At 71.5% G+C, this 16,207-nt stretch carries 11 protein-coding genes; 8 read left to right on the top strand and 3 right to left on the bottom strand.

Annotated features, from left to right (window positions below):
* Positions 1-82: 82 nt before the first annotated feature.
* The 7 genes from DJ010_RS02920 to DJ010_RS02890 all read left to right on the top strand — a co-directional run bounded on the left by DJ010_RS02920 (position 83) and on the right by DJ010_RS02890 (position 8,414).
* The gene (locus DJ010_RS02920; RefSeq protein WP_109692493.1) at positions 83-1,291 is read left to right on the top strand and encodes an amidohydrolase; all 1,209 of its coding nucleotides are present in this window, start codon (positions 83-85) and stop codon (positions 1,289-1,291) included.
* Positions 1,292-1,427: 136 nt separating this feature from the next.
* Positions 1,428-2,498 (top strand): BMP family lipoprotein, encoded by a 1,071-nt coding sequence (locus tag DJ010_RS02915; RefSeq protein WP_211318624.1) that lies wholly within the window; start codon positions 1,428-1,430, stop codon positions 2,496-2,498.
* A gap of 111 nt (positions 2,499-2,609) precedes the next feature.
* Positions 2,610-4,136: an ABC transporter ATP-binding protein gene (locus DJ010_RS02910; RefSeq protein WP_109692100.1), complete on the top strand. Its 1,527-nt coding sequence runs from the start codon at positions 2,610-2,612 to the stop codon at positions 4,134-4,136.
* Positions 4,136-5,374, top strand: a complete 1,239-nt coding sequence (locus DJ010_RS02905; protein ID WP_245927152.1) for an ABC transporter permease — start codon at positions 4,136-4,138, stop codon at positions 5,372-5,374. Before DJ010_RS02910 ends, DJ010_RS02905 begins: the two co-directional genes overlap by 1 nt.
* The gene (locus tag DJ010_RS02900; protein ID WP_109692099.1) at positions 5,371-6,708 is read left to right on the top strand and encodes an ABC transporter permease; all 1,338 of its coding nucleotides are present in this window, start codon (positions 5,371-5,373) and stop codon (positions 6,706-6,708) included. The genes DJ010_RS02905 and DJ010_RS02900 overlap by 4 nt, the downstream gene beginning before the upstream one ends.
* A gap of 8 nt (positions 6,709-6,716) precedes the next feature.
* Positions 6,717-7,103 (top strand): cytidine deaminase, encoded by a 387-nt coding sequence (locus DJ010_RS02895; RefSeq protein WP_109692098.1) that lies wholly within the window; start codon positions 6,717-6,719, stop codon positions 7,101-7,103.
* Positions 7,104-7,127: 24 nt separating this feature from the next.
* The gene (locus tag DJ010_RS02890; RefSeq protein WP_109692097.1) at positions 7,128-8,414 is read left to right on the top strand and encodes a thymidine phosphorylase; all 1,287 of its coding nucleotides are present in this window, start codon (positions 7,128-7,130) and stop codon (positions 8,412-8,414) included.
* Positions 8,415-8,423: 9 nt separating this feature from the next.
* Here DJ010_RS02890 and DJ010_RS02885 read toward each other — a convergent pair whose 3' ends face one another.
* From DJ010_RS02885 to DJ010_RS02875, 3 genes are read right to left on the bottom strand one after another with little or no spacing between them, the layout of a single operon-like run.
* The gene (locus tag DJ010_RS02885) at positions 8,424-9,044 is read right to left on the bottom strand and encodes a hypothetical protein (RefSeq protein WP_109692096.1); all 621 of its coding nucleotides are present in this window, start codon (positions 9,042-9,044) and stop codon (positions 8,424-8,426) included.
* Positions 9,041-11,128 (bottom strand): WXG100 family type VII secretion target, encoded by a 2,088-nt coding sequence (locus DJ010_RS02880; RefSeq protein ID WP_109692095.1) that lies wholly within the window; start codon positions 11,126-11,128, stop codon positions 9,041-9,043. Before DJ010_RS02880 ends, DJ010_RS02885 begins: the two co-directional genes overlap by 4 nt.
* A gap of 36 nt (positions 11,129-11,164) precedes the next feature.
* Positions 11,165-11,467, bottom strand: coding sequence for a hypothetical protein (locus DJ010_RS02875; protein WP_109692094.1), 303 nt, complete (start codon positions 11,465-11,467; stop codon positions 11,165-11,167).
* A 110-nt stretch (positions 11,468-11,577) separates the two neighbouring features.
* Between DJ010_RS02875 and DJ010_RS22880 the strand changes: the two genes are divergently transcribed.
* The gene (locus DJ010_RS22880; protein ID WP_109692093.1) at positions 11,578-16,140 is read left to right on the top strand and encodes an FtsK/SpoIIIE domain-containing protein; all 4,563 of its coding nucleotides are present in this window, start codon (positions 11,578-11,580) and stop codon (positions 16,138-16,140) included.
* Positions 16,141-16,207 lie beyond the last annotated feature (67 nt).

Raw genomic sequence — 16,207 nt, 5'->3', positions numbered from 1 at the left:
CCCTGCAGCACCCGCGCGTGGCCCGTCCGGATCCCTCCGGGCGGGCCACCCGCAGGTCGGCAGGACTAGGCTCGTGCGTGAGATGACCACTCCCGACCCCAACGCCGTGGACAGCGCCGAGCGCGTGATCAACACCGTCGTCGAGAAGCACGCCGACGACCTGGTCGACCTGCGCCGCGACCTGCACCGGCACCCCGAGCTGTCCTGGGAGGAGCGTCGTACGACGGACCGGGTGGTCGAGGTCCTCGGCCACCTCGGCTTCCGGGTCACCGTCTCCCAACGCAGCGGAGCGCTCGCCGAGATCGGCGAGGGGGAGCGGGTGGTCGCCCTGCGGGCGGACCTCGACGCGCTCCCGGTCCACGACCTGACCCAGGACCCGTGGACGAGCACCGTCCCCGGCGTCGCCCACGCCTGCGGGCACGACGTCCACACCTCCGCGCTCGTCGGCGCCGCGCACGCGCTCGCCGAGCTGCACGACCGCGGACAGCTGCCCGGCCGGGTGCGGCTGCTCTTCCAGCCCGCCGAGGAGGTCATGCCCGGCGGGGCGGTCCACCTGGTCAACCACGGCGCGCTCGAGGAGGTCGAGCGGATCTACGCGCTCCACACCGAGCCGGCGGTCGACGTCGGCACGATCGGCGTCCGCACCGGCCCGATCACCAGCGCCGCCGACCGGATCGAGGTCCGGCTCGAAGGCACCGGCGGCCACACCTCGCGCCCGCACCTCACCGGCGACCTCACGTTCGCGCTCGCCAAGATCACCAGCGAGCTGCCCGCGGTGCTCAGCCGCCGGATGGATCCGCGCGCCGGCGTCAGCGTGGTCTGGGGCGTGCTCCGCGCGGGCGCCGCGCCCAACGTGATCCCCGACCAGGGCATCGCGGCCGGCACCGTCCGCATCCTCGACTCCGTCGCGTGGGCCGGCGTCGAGGCCGTGGTCCGGGAGGCCGTCCTCGACATCGTCCGGCCCTACGGCGTCACCGCGGCGGTCGACTACCTCCAGGGCGTCCCGCCCGTGGTCAACGACGCCGCGAGCGCCCGGATCGTCAACGCCGCGGTCGACGCGGTGCTCGGCCCGCACCACCGCACCGAGGTGCCCCAGAGCCTGGGCGGCGAGGACTTCGGCTGGTACCTCGCCGGGGTGCCGGGAGCGATGTTCCGCCTCGGGACGCGCACGCCCGGCGGGCCGACGTACGACCTGCACCAGGGCGACCTGCGCGTCGACGAGCAGTCCGTGGCCATCGGGGCACGCGTGCTGGCCGCTGTGGCCGTACGCACCCTGGTCACCGCTCGGTAACAACCTCAGAAATTTCCGTTGCAAGTGCCCCTCGCACCGAAACTCGCCGTTAGGGTGCTCGGGATGCCCCGCCCTGGGGCGTGACGAGGATTGAATCCAGGAGGACGCCGTGAAGAGAACGGCTCGAATCGCTGCGGTGGGGATCATCGCGACGCTCGCCCTGACGGCGTGTGGTGACCGCGAGGACGACGGGGACGACAACGAGGGCGGCACTGCCAGCGACTCGCCGAGCGTCACCGAGGAGTCCAGCCCGACCGAGGCCGCTGAGCAGTACCCCGACTTCAAGGCCTGCATGGTCTCCGACTCGGGCGGCTTCGACGACAAGTCGTTCAACCAGACCTCGCACGACGGCCTCGAGTCCGCCGCCGAGACCTACGGGGTCCAGACCGCGGAGGCGGAGTCCACCGACCCGTCGCAGTTCGAGGACAACATCCAGTCGCTCGTCGACGAGGGCTGCAACCAGATCACCACGGTCGGGTTCCTGCTCGGTGACGCGACCCTCGCTGCCGCCAAGAAGTCCAAGAACGTCGACTTCGCCATCGTCGACTTCGCCTACGAGAAGGCTCCGGCCAACCTCAAGGGCCTGACCTTCAACACCGCCGAGCCGTCCTTCCTGGCCGGTTACCTCGCCGCCGCCAAGTCCGAGTCGGGCGTCGTCGGCACCTTCGGTGGGCTCAACATCCCGACCGTGACGATCTTCATGACCGGCTTCCTGCAGGGTGTCGAGCACTACAACGAGGAGAACGGCGCCGACGTCCAGGTCCTCGGCTGGGACGGCACGGACGGTTCGTTCACCGAGTCCTTCGAGGACAAGACCGTCGGTCAGTCGCTGGCCGAGGAGTTCATCAACCAGGGCGCCGACGTGATCTTCCCGGTCGCCGGTCCTGCCGGCCTCGGTGGCCTCCAGGCCGCCCAGGACGCGGGCGTCTGGGGCATCTGGGTCGACACCGACGGCTGTGTCTCGGCCGCCGAGTACTGCGACTCGCTGCTGACGTCGGTCGTCAAGGGCATGGACGTCGCGGTCGACCAGGCGATCCTGGACTCCGCCAGCGGCGGGTTCAGCAACGAGCTGTACAGCGGCACGCTCGAGAACGGCGGAGTGAGCCTGGCGCCGTACGGCCCGCAGGCTGACATCGACGAGGAGCTCTCCGCGAAGATCGAGGAGCTCAAGGCGGCGATCATCAGCGGTGAGATCAGCGTCGGCTGATCGCCACTAGATTGAACGGCAGGTCGGGGTGGAGCACTCCTCCCCGACCTGCCGTCTTTGCTCGCCACCGAGCAGCCAGCCGCCCGTGACCAGCGTCGGACAGGGGACCCCATGCGACTCGAGATCAAGGGTCTGACCAAGAGGTTCGGATCCTTCACCGCCAACGACAGCATCGACCTGGTGGTCGAACCGGGTGAGATCCATTGCCTGCTCGGGGAGAACGGCGCCGGCAAGTCGACGCTGATGAACATGCTCTACGGGCTGCTGACCCCGACCGAGGGCGAGATCCTGCTCGACGGTGAGCCGGTCACGTTCGACGGTCCCGGCGACGCGCTCGCGGCCGGGATCGGCATGGTCCACCAGCACTTCATGCTGGTGCCCGTCTTCACCGTGGCCGAGAACGTCATGCTCGGGCACGAGCAGACCCGCGGCGCCGGTGTGCTCAACCGGCGCGCCGCTCGCAAGCAGGTGCGGGAGCTCTCCGACCGCTACCGCCTCCACGTCGACCCCGACGCGCTGGTCGAGGACATCCCCGTCGGCGTGCAGCAGCGGGTCGAGATCCTCAAGGCCCTGGCCAGCCACGCCAAGATCCTCATCCTCGACGAGCCGACTGCCGTGCTGACGCCGCAGGAGATCGAGGAGCTGATGGGCATCATGCGTGAGCTCAAGGCTCAGGGCACCTCCATCATCTTCATCACCCACAAGCTGCGCGAGGTGAAGGAGATCGGCGACAAGATCAGCGTCATCCGGCGGGGCAAGGTCGTCGGCACCGCCCCACCCTCGGCGAGCGAGAACGAGCTGGCCGAGATGATGGTCGGTCGCGACGTGCAGCTGGTCGTCGGCAAGGAGGCCGCGAACGTGGGCGAGCCCGTGCTGAAGGCCGAGGGCATCAGCGTCGTCGACCCGCGCGGCCACCTCGTCGTCAAGGACGTGTCCTTCGAGGCGCGTGCCGGCGAGGTGCTCGGCATCGCAGGTGTCCAGGGCAACGGCCAGACCGAGCTGATCAAGTCCCTGCTGGGACTGGTCAAGCCCGACGCCGGCCGGATCTCGCTCAACGGCAAGGACATCAGCAGGCACGGCCCGCGCCAGAGCCTGGAGGAGGGCATCGGGTACATCCCCGAGGATCGCTCGCACGACGGGTACGTCGGCACCTTCAGCGTGCGCGAGAACCTGGTCCTCGACCTCTACCGGACCGACGAGTTCTCGTCGGGACCTGCACTCAAGCTCGACAAGATCGCTGCGAACGCGAAGGCGCGGATCGAGGAGTTCGACATCCGCACCGAGTCGGCCGACACGCCGGTCGCCTCGCTGTCGGGCGGCAACCAGCAGAAGGTGGTCGTCGCACGGGAGTTCTCACGACCGCTGAAGGTGCTGATCGCCTCCCAGCCGACCCGCGGGGTCGACGTGGGCTCCATCGAGTTCATCCACAAGCGGATCATCGCCGAGCGGGACCGCGGCACCGCGGTCGTCATCGTCTCGACCGAGCTGGAGGAGATCTACGCGTTGTCCGACCGGATCGCGGTGATGTACGACGGCCGGATCGTGGCGACGGTCTCGCCCGAGACCCCGCGGGAGCAGCTCGGCCTGCTGATGGCCGGCGCTGTGCCCGGAGGGCCCGACGGAACGGAGGTGGCGTGATGGCGGCGATGTCACCGACCCCGGATGCAGTCGTCCCCGAGACCGAGGAGGAGCCGAAGGGACGGGACCTCCGGTCCTGGCTACCGACGGTCCGCGACACCGCGCTGGCGATCGTGCTGGCGCTGCTGGTCGGAGCGTTCCTCATCGCGATCTCCGACGACGACGTCATCGAGGCGCTGGACGGCCTGTTCAGCAACCCCGGTTCCTTCTTCGTCTACGCAGGCGACGTGATCCGGCACTCGTTCGGAGCGGTGTGGGACGCCTACACCGCGCTGGTCCGCGGTGCGGTGGGGTCCGGCTCCGCCCTCGAGCGCACCCTCGAGCGCTCGGCGCCGCTGATCTGCGCCGGTCTCGGCGTGGCGCTCGCGTTCCGAGCCGGGCTCTTCAACATCGGCGCGACCGGTCAGATGCTGGTCGGTGCCCTCGCCTGCGGATACGTCGGTTTCACCTACGACCTGCCCCCGGGCATCCACCTGGTCGTGGCCGTCGCCGCGGGCATGGCCGCCGCCGCGATCTGGGGCGGCATCGTCGGCGTCCTCAAGGCCCAGACCGGCGCCCACGAGGTCATCACCACGATCATGCTCAACCAGATCGGCCGGTTCACCGTTCTGTACTTCCTGGCCAAGGAGTCGTTCCAGCGGCCGGGCAGCGACAACCTGCTGAGCCCGCCGCCTGCGGAGAACGCGACGTACCCCACGATCGCGGGGCTGCACCTCGGCATCCCGCTCGCACTGCTGGCCGCGCTCGGCGTGTGGTGGCTGTTGGAGCGGAGCCGGCTCGGCTTCGAGATGCGGGCGGTCGGCGCCAACCCCGAGGCCTCCCGAACCGCCGGCATGAGCGTCGCGAAGGTCTACATCGCGACGATGGCGATCGCGGGTCTGCTGTCCGGCCTCGCCATCACCATGACCCTCCTCGGGCTGCAGCAGTCGGTCACCGACCAGGTGGTCGGCTCGGTCGGCTTCGACGCGATCACGGTCGCGTTGCTGGGTCGCGCGACACCGCTCGGCACGGTGCTGGCAGGCCTGCTGTTCGGTGCGCTGTCCGCCGGCGGCCTCGGCATGCAGACTTCGGCCGGCGTGCCGCCCGAGCTGATCCAGGTGGTGCAGGCGCTGATCGTGCTCTTCGTCGCCGCACCCGCTCTCGTCCGCGGTCTCGCCCGGGTCCGACGGCGCCGGAACGGCGACAAGCCCGAGCGCGCCGAGCAAGCAGCCGCCGAGGCGAAGGGAGCCACGGCATGACCGACGTCATCGAGACGCCGACGCCCGCCGCGTCCGAGCCCGAGCCGAGGGTGCGCGACCGCGCCGACGTACGACGGCAGATCAAGCTGATCGTCGTCCTGGCCCTGGTCCTCCTCGCCGAGGTCTGGTTCAAGCTCGAGATCGACGACCCCACGGTCGCCCACCTGTTCAAGGGGCCGCGCACCAAGGACAACCCGCCGGTGGAGTTCGACGGCAGCATCGTCTCGTGGGTTGCCGTCGGCCTGACCGCTGTCGCGCTCCTGCTCGCGGTCGCCAACCTCTATCCCCGCGGCTGGAAGGGCGTCCTGATCGCCGTCGTGGTCGGGCTCGGCTTCTACGGCGCGTTCCTGATGTGGGCCTACGCGGATCCGAGCGGTGCGTTCGCCCCGGCCATGACCAACCCGATCCCGGGCACGATCCGGATCGCCACCGCGCTGGTGTTCGGCGCCCTCGCGGGTGTGCTGTGCGAGCGTGCGGGCGTCGTCAACATCGCGATCGAGGGTCAGTTCATCGCCGGCGCCTTCTTCGGGTCGGTGTTCTCCAGCTTCGCGGTCGTCTCGCTCGCGGCGATCCCGCTGTTCTGGTGCCCGGTGTTCGGCCTGCTCGGTGGTGTCCTGGCGGGGGTGGGCGTCGCGGCGATGCTCGCGTTCTTCTCGCTGCGCTACCACGTCGACCAGGTGGTCGTCGGCGTCGTGCTGGTCGCCTTCGGCTACGGCATCACCAGCTTCCTGCTCGGCCAGATCCCCAACGACCGCAACGACCAGTTCAACAACCCCGAGCTGCTCCAGTCGGTCGACATCCCCGTCCTCCACGAGATCCCCTACATCGGCGAGGCGCTCTTCGGGCAGACGCTGCTGGTCTACCTCGCCTACCTCTCGGTGCCCGCGGTCTGGTTCCTGCTGTTCCAGACGCGGTGGGGCCTGCGGGTCCGCTCGGTGGGCGAGCACCCCAAGGCGGCCGACACCGTGGGCGTGGACCCGATCCGCATCCGGTGGCAGGCCGTGCTGCTCGGTGGCGTGTTCGCCGGACTGGGCGGTGCGTCGTTCACGCTGAGCACCGGCGCCTTCGACAAGGAGATGACCGCCGGTCTCGGCTTCATCTCGCTCGCCGCCGTGATCATGGGCCGTTGGCACCCGATCTACGCCGCACTTGCCGCGGTGATGTTCGGGTTCCTGCGCAACCTCAAGGACCAGCTGAGCATCCTCGACGAGAAGGTGCCCGGCGACCTGCTCTCCGCTCTGCCCTACATCGCCACGATCATCGCGGTGGCCGGGTTCGTCGGCCGGGTCCGCGCTCCGGCGGCCGACGGGCAGCCCTACCAGAAGACGGACTGAGGACGCCGATGAGCGTGGACTGGGCGGCCCTCCAGCAGGCCGCGACCGAGGTGTCGGCGCGCGCCTATGCGCCGTACTCCAACTTCCGCGTGGGTGCGGCGGCGCTGGCCGACGACGGCCGGCTGCTGGTCGGCTGCAACGTCGAGAACGCGGCGTACGGCGTCACGCTGTGCGCCGAGTGCGGGCTGGTGTCCTCGCTGCACGCCACCGGCGGTGGCCGGCTGACCCACTTCGTCTGCGTGAACGGCGACGGCGAGGTGATCATGCCCTGCGGCCGGTGCCGGCAGATCCTGTTCGAGGCCGGCGGCCCCGACCTCGAGCTGATGACGCCGGAGGGCGTCTGGTCGATGGCCCAGGTGCTGCCCCAGGCGTTCGGCCCCGACGACCTGGCCTAGCGCCACGGCTGATAGGAACACCGGATGAGTGCGCACGACGCCGTCGAGGTCATCTCCACCAAGCGGGACCACGGCACCCTGAGCCGCAGCCAGATCGAGTGGGTGGTCGGCGCCTACACCAAGGGTGTGGTGGCCGACGAGCAGATGTCGGCCCTGGCGATGGCGATCCTGCTCAACGGCATGGACCGCCGTGAGATCGCCGACTGGACCGCCGCGATGATCGCGTCGGGGGAGCGGATGGACTTCTCCGCCCTGTCCCGCGGCACCGCCGACAAGCACTCCACCGGCGGCGTGGGTGACAAGATCACGCTGCCGCTGGCGCCGCTGGTCGCGGCCTGCGGCGTCGCCGTGCCGCAGCTGTCGGGGCGCGGCCTCGGCCACACCGGCGGCACGCTCGACAAGCTCGAGTCGATCCCGGGCTGGCGCGCAGCTCTCTCCAACGCGGAGATGATGGCGCAGCTGGAGTCCGTCGGCGCGGTCGTCTGCGCCGCCGGCGACGGGCTCGCCCCCGCGGACAAGAAGCTCTACGCGCTGCGGGACGTGACCGGCACCGTCGAGGCGATCCCGCTCATCGCGTCGTCGATCATGAGCAAGAAGATCGCCGAGGGCACCGGCGCGCTGGTGCTGGACGTCAAGGTCGGCTCCGGCGCGTTCATGAAGGACGTCGACCGCGCCCGTGAGCTGGCCGAGGTGATGGTGGGTCTCGGCACCGACGCCGGGGTCAACACCGTGGCGCTGCTGACCGACATGGACGTCCCGCTCGGACTCACCGCCGGCAACGCGATCGAGGTCGCCGAGTCGGTCGAGGTGCTGGCCGGCGGCGGACCGGCCGACGTGGTCGAGCTGACCCTCGCGCTGGCCCGCGAGATGCTCACCGCCGCCGGTGTCACCGACGCCGACCCCGCCGACCGGCTCGCCGACGGCTCGGCGATGGACGCCTGGAAGGCGATGATCCGCGCCCAGGGGGGCGACCCGGACGCCACGCTGCCGACGGCCGAGGAGTCACACGTCGTCACCGCCGACGCCGATGGTGTCCTGACCCGGCTCGACGCACTGTCCGTCGGCGTCGCTGCCTGGCGGCTCGGCGCCGGCCGCGAGCGCAAGGAGGACCCGGTGCAGGCAGGCGCCGGGGTCGTCTGGCACGCACGCCCCGGCGACAGTGTCACCGCCGGTCAGCCGCTGTTCACGCTGCTGACCGACACCCCGGAGCGCTTCGACCGGGCGCTCGCCGCGCTCGACGGCGGCTACCGCGTCGATCCGCCCGGAACGTCGTACGACGCACGCCCGCTCATCATCGACCGCGTCAGCTGAGCGGTCCGGTCAGCCCGCCGCCTCCTCCCGCGCGGCGGCCACCTGTTCCTGGAGTGCCCTGATCTCCGCCGCCTCTTCCTGCTCCGGCGACCCGGGCCCGTGGCCCTCGAGCCAGTCGAGGTAGAGCGACGGTCCGCTGACCGGGTCGGCGTCGGGCACCGAGGCCTGCGCCTCGGCGTCCTCCGACCACTCCTCGTAGAACGCGGAGCGGCCTTCCTGATGACGGATCGCGACGGCCACCAGCTCGTCGAGGGCGCCGCCGGCCACCTTCGGCTCGTCCGGGTCGCCGCCGGCACGGGCGAGGGTGCCGGCCGTGCGCGCAGCGTCCTCGGCGGTCTCGGCCGTGTGCGCGACCCAGGCGGCCAGGGCGGCTGCCAGCTCCTCGGTCGTGAACACGTCGGACAGCAGGTCGCGCTGCTCCTCGACCTCCAGGCTGGTGACGCAGTCGAGCGCCCTGGGGTCGGCGAACGCGTCCGCTCGCGCCTCCGGCGAGTCCAGCTCGCCAGGATCGGCGCCGGCTTCGGTCAGGCAGTCGCGGAAGGCGTCGGAGTCCGGCAGGTCACCGCCGTCGGAGCAGCCGGGAAGGAGCAGCGTGGCGGCGGCGACCGCCGCAGCGGCGGCCCGCCTCACTTCCGCGCGCCTTCGATCTGCTGCTGGAGGTTGCGCAGCTCCTGGGCGAGGTCGTACTCCTCCGTGCCCGGACCGTGGTCCTCCAGCCAGTCCAGGTAGAGGGACGCGGGAGCCAGCGGATCCGCGTCCGGTACCGAGCTCTGCGCGCCCTGGTCGTCCAGCCAGTCCTGGTAGGAGGGCGGAGCGCCGTTGTTCTGCAGGTAGATGAGCCAGGCGAAGTTCTCGTGGACGGCTTCCTCGCTCCAGGAGTCGCCGAAGTTCTCGCGACGCTCCTGCGCCTCCGCGCTCTGCGACGAGAACGCCTCGAGGATGGCGATGGCATCCTTGATGTAGGGGAGCCGGGCGGCCCACTTCGTGTTCTCGGCGGCGGTCTCGACCAGCGTCTCGAGATGGCCGCGGGCCTGCTCGACGGCGGTGTCGAGCACGGCGGCCATGTCGTAGTCGAAGTCCGCAGCCTCGGCCAGGCCGAGCAGGTAGCCGACGTTGCGCGCCGTGACCTCCATTCCCGCGCCCGCCTCGGCGTCGCGGATGATCAAGCCACGGATGAGGTCGTTCATGTCCTCCTCGTCCACGAAGTCCTCGAAGATCTCCGCGACGAGCGCCTGGTCCATCGTCTCCCGCAGCTTGGCCAGGACGTCGAGGGTCTTCGGGTCCTTGAGGAAGCCGCTGATGTCGATGGGGTACATGTCGGCGTTCAGCTGGTGGTCGTAGCGCTGCAGGTGCTCCAGCAGCCCCTCGAGGGCGGCCGGCTGCTCGTTGTCCCGCGCGGCCTCGAGGATCGACGGGACCAGCTCGCTGATCCGGCGGTTGAGGTCGGCATCGCGGGCGCCGCGGTGGTCGGCGGCGTGGTGGTCGAGCAGGGCGCCGATCCAGGCGTTGCGATCGTCCTCCGACATCTCGTTGAGGAGCCGCGCCACCAGCTCCGGGTCGGCGGCGTCGGCGAACCCGTTGACCATGTCCTCGTAGGAGAGGTCGCCGGTGGCGAGGTCCTGGATGCGACGGGCCAGGTCGACCCCGTCCCAGTCGTCGTTGGGCAGGTCGTAGCGCATGTCGTAGCTGAGGGCGAGCGCGAGCGCCTTGATGCGGTCGTCGGCGTGGTCGGAGCCGGTGATGGCACCGATGATCGGCGCCCACTCCGGGGCGTCGAAGTTGCCGACGAACTCGCCGAGCTCGTTGTCGTCGAACCTGCTCAACCCGTTGGCCATCAGGTCGTTGAGGGCGAGCAGCCCCTCCTCCCAGTCCTCGGGTGTCGTCTCGCCGGTGCTGGCGAAGTAGTTGGCCGAGTCGTAGATCCGCTTGACCGCCGCCGGACCCAGCTCGTCGAGGAACGCCTCGGCGTAGATCGGGTCGTCGGCGTTGCCGCCGTACTCCTCGAGCAGGCGGCGGATCTCCTCGCTGCTGTCGGTGTCGAAGTCGTCGGTGTCGACCAGCTCGCGCAGTCGCTCGGCGTCCTCCCTCGCCTGCCGGCGTGTCTCCTCCTGCTGCTTGAGCAGGTCGTGCCGCTGCTCGGTGAGCGAGAGCAGCGGCAGCAGGAGGTCGACGCTCGTGGTGTAGCCCAGGGTGGACCCGGAGTAGCCGCGGTAGCCGATCGGCGAGCTGACGGCCAGGGCCTCACCGCACTCCCTGACCCGCGCGCGCACCCATTCCTTGAGGGTGTCGAACTCGGTGTCGGTCGCACCTTGGAGGCGGGTGCGGCGCTCGCCGGCGGTCTCTCCGCCGCCGTCGGGGTCGTGGTCCCCGATGGGCGCGTCGTCGTACTCGGTCTGCGCGGTGTCCCACCGGGTGTTGAGCGCGGCGAGGTCCTCGTTGGCGGTGTCGAAGTGCCCCGCAAGGGTCGTGAGCGCCTGCTCCGCCTCCCCGAGCCGGTGGGAAAAGCTGTCCTGGCCGCCGGTCATCACGCCGCCGAGCGCGTCCATCTCGGCCTTGATGGCAGTGGCGGCTTGACCGGTCCACTGACCGCCGATCTCCTCGGCCGTGCCGCCGGCCTGGGTGCCCTTCGTGCGCAGGTGCTCCTCGGCCTCGCCGAGGAACTTCGCGACGTTCCGCAGCTGTTGGGGGTCGAGGTCGAGCGTGTAGTGAGCCATGTGTCCGAGCTGTCCGTCCCGAGAAGTACGTGTCGATCAGAGGGTGATGGGTGTCTGGTGCGAGGCGTCGCGGTCGACCTTCTCGAGGTCGACCTGGAGCTGGTTGGTGTTGCCGGCGATGAGGCCGGCGCACTCGGACCCGATGTCGAAGGTCTTGGTCCAGCCGTTCTCGAAGTTGGGGGTGTAGGCCTGCATGTCCGCTGCGAACGTCCCGCAGGCGCTCTCGACGGTGTCCCGCGCGGTCCCGATCAGCCGGCTGAGGTTGAAGAAGTCCTGGGAGAGGTTGTCGAACCGGTCCTCCACCTGGGCCGCCACCTCGGGGCTCATCCTGATCGCCATGCGTGGCCACCTTCCCGATCGTCCGCCCGTCAAACGCTTGGGTGCGAGGCAGGCGGGGTAGGGGTCCTACGATCGGCTCATCCCGCTCGGGCGGACAGAAGGGTTTCTCGGTGCGTTTCAGTCTCAGTGTCGTCAACGGCGCGACCGGCGTGCGACGTGACGTCCTCGTCGACGCCGAGCCCGAGGCCTCGGTCGAGGAGCTGCTGCCGCCTCTGCTGCACGCCACCGACGGCCGGATGCACCCCGGCTTCGCACGGCAGGTCGCGGTCTGGGTCGACGGGCAGCCGGTCGACAAGGACCTGACGCTGCACGAGGCCCGCGTCGGCCCCGGCTCCGTGATCGCGCTGCACGAACCGGACGGGTACGACGCCGCGCTGCCGCGCGGGGTCGTGGAGGTGCGCGTCGTCTCCGGGCCCGGCGCGGGGCGGATCCACCGGTTCGGGATCGGCGAGCACCAGATCGGCAACGGCGCCTCCGGCATGAGCCTGCCCGACCTGTTCCTGCCGGCCGACGCCCTGCTCGTCCGGGTCACCGCGGACGCGGAGGTCGAGATCGTCGAGCGCACCCGCAGCGTCCGCATCGACGGGCGGGACCCGGCCGGGCCGGATCCCGAGCACGACGAGGAGGACGTCGCCGCCGTCGAGACGCTGCCGGTCGAGGCGCTGACCCGCCGCGAGCGGAAGTCGCGCAAGCGACGTCTGCGCAAGGAGCGCAGGGCCGAGCGACGGGCGCTGCGCAAGGGCCGACCGGTCGAGGACGACGAGCCGGAGGACGACTTCTCGCCGTACGACTGGCCGGAGGGCGCCGACCTGCGGATAGGGGAGTCGCTGCTGCAGTGGCACCGCGTCTGGGTGCCCGACGCCGATGCCTCGCGCAGCGAGGAGGTGCTCGGCGTCGACTTCAACCGCCCGCCCCGGCTGCTGCGGCCCGAGCGGGAGAGCTCGTTCGTGCTGCCGGCCGAGCCCATCAAGCCACGGCGGCAGACGATCCCGTGGCCGGTCGTGTTCGCGCCGATGTTTATGGCGGTGCCGATGTGCCTGCTCTTCGGCAGCTGGCGGTTCCTGCTCTTCGGCCTGATGTCGCCGGTGCTCGGGTTCTTCAACTTCTTCTCCCAGCGCAAGGGCACCGCGGTGGAGTACCGGAGGCAGCTGATCGAGTTCCGCGAGGACACGATCTCGGTCCGGCGTCGGCTGGCCCGTGCGCAGCGGCTGTTCCGCGAGGACCTGCGACGCGACCGCCCCGATCCCGCGCGGGTCCTGCTGGACGCGGTCGGGCCCGGGCAGCAGCTGTGGATGCGCCGACGGCCGGATCCCGACTACCTCGAGCTGCGCGTCGGCGTCGCCGACCGGCCGTCGCCGATCCGGGTGACCGACCGCGCGCGCAAGGAGACCGAGGAGCCACCCGAGCCCGAGGTTCTCGGCGACGTCCCGGTGTCGATCTCGATGCGCGACCTCGGCGTGATCGGTGTGTGCGGCGAGGGCGCCGGCGTCGACTCCCTCGCGCGCTGGCTGGTCGGCCAGGTTGCCGTCCTGCACGCGCCGGGCGACCTGGACCTGGTGGTGCTCACCGGGGCCGACCGGGAGCCGCAGTGGGGCTGGACCCGCTGGCTCCCGCACTGCCGACGACCCGGCGAGCCGGTCGCGGCCGTGCTCGGCACCGAGCAGCAGTCGGTCTCACGCCGGCTGGCGGAGCTCGGCCAGCTGATCGCCGACCGGTCGCCCGACGACCGCAGGGTGGCGTTGCCCGGCGACGCCACCCCGCGCCCCGACGTTCTCGTCGTCGTCGACGGCGCCCGCCGGCTGCGCGCCCTGCCCGGGCTCGTCACCCTCCTGCGGGAGGGACCGGCCGTCGGCGTCACCGTGATCTGCCTCGACGAGGACGTCCGGCTCCTCCCCGAGGAGTGCCGGGCCGTGCTCGACGTCCAGGAGGGCCTGGTGGAGCTGCGCCGGACCGGGTCGGAGTCGGTCGCGCGGATCCGTCCGGACCTGGTCGAGGCCGGCTGGGCGACCCGGATCGGGCGGGCGCTGGCGCCCGTCCGGGACACCACGCCGACCGTCGAGGTGTCCGGGCTGCCGTCCTCTGCGCGGCTGCTGGAGTGCATCGGCCTCGAGGATCCGACCCCCGACCTCGTCGCGCGCCGCTGGGGACCGGAGGCACGCACGGACGTCGTCATCGGCGAGGGCTTCGACGGGCCGTTCCGCCTCGACATCCGCAAGGACGGGCCGCACGCCCTCATCGCCGGTACGACGGGCTCGGGCAAGTCCGAGCTCCTTCAGACCATCGTGGCGTCGCTCGCGGTCGTCAACAGCCCCGAGCACCTGACGTTCGTGCTCGTCGACTACAAGGGCGGGTCGGCGTTCAAGGACTGCGCCCGGCTCCCGCACACGGTCGGCATGGTCACCGACCTCGACACCCACCTGGTGGGGCGGGCGCTCACCTCGCTCGGCGCCGAGCTCAAGCGCCGGGAGCACCTGCTCGCCGTACCCGGTGCGAAGGACCTCGAGGACTACTGGGCCCTGCAGAGGCGCGATCCGTCACTGCCGACGATCCCGCGGCTCGCGATCGTGATCGACGAGTTCGCGAGCCTGAAGGCCGAGCTGCCCGACTTCGTGACCGGATTGGTGACCATCGCCCAGCGCGGCCGGTCGCTGGGCATCCACCTGGTGCTCGCAACCCAGCGGCCCTCGGGCGTGATCTCCAACGACATCCGTGCCAACACCAACCTGCGGATCGCGTTGCGCGTGACCGACGCCAACGAGTCCAAGGACGTCATCGACGCCGCCGAGTCCGCGACGATCGGCCCGGACCAGCCCGGCCGCGGCTACGCCCGGCTCGGGCACTCCTCGCTGCTGCCGTTCCAGGCCGGCCGGGTCGGGGGCGCCCGGCCCGCTGCGACGCCGGCCGAGGACGTCGTGCGCGAGGCGCCGCTGGTGTGGCCGGTCGACTGGGCGGTGGTCGGCCACCCGGCGCCGGGCCGCCGAAAGGAGGAGGGCAAGCAGACCGACGAGGGCGAGACCGACCTGTCGGTGCTCGTCGAGGCCATCGCCGGCGCGACCGGACTGCGCGGCATCGCGCCGCAGCACTCGCCGTGGCTGCCGGAGCTCCCCGCGCCGGTCACGCTGGCCGCGCTGCGCGACCTGGTCGACGCCAAGCCGGACGAGTCGCGGGTGACCGGCTGGTCGACCCCGTGGGTCCTCGAGGACCACCCTGCGGACCAGGCCCAACGTCCCCGCGAGTTCACGCTCGGCACCTCGGGCCACCTCTACATCGCCGGCGGCGCGCGTTCCGGGCGCTCGACCGCGCTGCGCACGATCGCCGTCGGGCTGGCCGAGGTCACCCGCTCCCGCGACCTGCACCTCTACGGGCTCGACTGCGGCAACGGCGCACTGCTGCCGCTGGCCGCCCTGCCCCATACCGGCGCGGTGGTCCAACGCACCGAGGTCGAGCGCGCGAGCCGGTTGCTCGAGCGGCTCGGCGACGAGGTGAAGCGTCGCCAGGACGTGCTCGGCCGGGCCGGCTACGCCGACATCGACGAGCAGCGTGAGGCGGCGGCGCCCGACGAGCGGCTGCCGTACGTCGTGCTGCTGCTCGACCGCTGGGAGGGCTTCGTCTCCGACCTCTCCGAGGTCGACGTGGGACGTCTCAACGACCGGATGCTCGGCCTGCTGCGCGAGGGCGCCAGCGTCGGCATCCACGTGATCGTCTCCGGCGACCGGTCCCTGCTGTCGGGCCGGGTGGCGTCCTTGGTGGAGAGCAAGCTGCTGCTGCGGCTGCCCGACCGGAGCGACTACTCCAGCGGTGGGCTGAAGGCGAAGGACGTGCCCGAGGACCTCGCCGACGGCCGCGGCCTGTGGGCGGAGTCCGGCATCGAGGCCCAGGTCGCCGTGCTCGGCGACGACGTCGCGGGCGCCGCGCAGAGCGCGCTGGTGCGCGAGCTCGGGGCCCGGCTGGCCGCGGCCGAGGCCGAGGAGGGCACGATCCCGGAAGCACTGCGCCCGTTCGGCATGGCCGCGCTGCCGGCCGAGGTGGCGGCGGCCGCGGTGCTGGAGAGCCCGCTGTCGGTGCCGGACGGCCACCTGCCCGTCGCCATCGGCGGGGACCGCCTCGAGGTGGTCACCGTCGACGCGGCCAACAGCCCGATGCTCGTGCTCGGACCGCCGTCCAGCGGCCGCACCAACACCCTCCGGTTCGTCGCGCGGTGGGCGCGGGGCGAGGGCCGGCAGGTCCTGGCGTTCACCCCGAGCGCGAACCTGCTCAGCCAGGACCTCGGCAGCGACGCCCTGGTCGGCACCGACCACGCGCAGGAGGAGGTGGTCGAGCGGCTCCGTGCGCTGAGGAGCGGCTCCGTCGTGCTCATCGACGACGGCGAGCGGCTCAAGGAGGGTCCGCTCGCGCCCGTGATGGGCGCCCTGGTGCGGCAGGCACGGGACCGCGGGTTCCACGTCGTCCTCGGGGGCGGGATCAGCGAGCTCAGCAGCGGCTTCTCCGGCTGGGTCGTCGAGGCGCGCTCCGGCCGCAAGGGGGTGCTGCTGTCACCGCAGGAGGCGCTGCAGGGCGACGTCTTCGGGGGCCGGGTGTCCCGCACGTCGCTCGTGGCCCGCGTGCAGCCCGGCCGCGGCGTGGTCTTCCCGGGCACCGGTGAGCAGGTCGGGGTGCAGGTGCCGCTGGTATGACCCGTCTACCTCGCGGGTAATTCCGGGAGGTCGAGCGGACCGCTCCACGCGCGTCGCCGACACGGAC

The sequence above is a fragment of the Nocardioides silvaticus genome (assembly GCF_003160695.1).
GTDB lineage: Bacteria > Actinomycetota > Actinomycetes > Propionibacteriales > Nocardioidaceae > Nocardioides > Nocardioides silvaticus.
This window is presented reverse-complemented; position numbering and strand designations above follow the sequence as displayed.

What these genes read in the sequence shown, in the direction of transcription:
- DJ010_RS02920 (WP_109692493.1), top strand. Translation starts at nt 83, where the DNA reads ATGACCACTCCCGACCCCAACGCCGTGGACAGCGCCGAGCGCGTGATC.
- DJ010_RS02910 (WP_109692100.1), top strand. Translation starts at nt 2,610, where the DNA reads ATGCGACTCGAGATCAAGGGTCTGACCAAGAGGTTCGGATCCTTCACC.
- DJ010_RS02905 (WP_245927152.1), top strand. Translation starts at nt 4,136, where the DNA reads ATGGCGGCGATGTCACCGACCCCGGATGCAGTCGTCCCCGAGACCGAG.
- DJ010_RS02900 (WP_109692099.1), top strand. Translation starts at nt 5,371, where the DNA reads ATGACCGACGTCATCGAGACGCCGACGCCCGCCGCGTCCGAGCCCGAG.
- DJ010_RS02895 (WP_109692098.1), top strand. Translation starts at nt 6,717, where the DNA reads ATGAGCGTGGACTGGGCGGCCCTCCAGCAGGCCGCGACCGAGGTGTCG.
- DJ010_RS02890 (WP_109692097.1), top strand. Translation starts at nt 7,128, where the DNA reads ATGAGTGCGCACGACGCCGTCGAGGTCATCTCCACCAAGCGGGACCAC.
- DJ010_RS02880 (WP_109692095.1), bottom strand. Translation starts at nt 11,128, where the DNA reads ATGGCTCACTACACGCTCGACCTCGACCCCCAACAGCTGCGGAACGTC.
- DJ010_RS02875 (WP_109692094.1), bottom strand. Translation starts at nt 11,467, where the DNA reads ATGGCGATCAGGATGAGCCCCGAGGTGGCGGCCCAGGTGGAGGACCGG.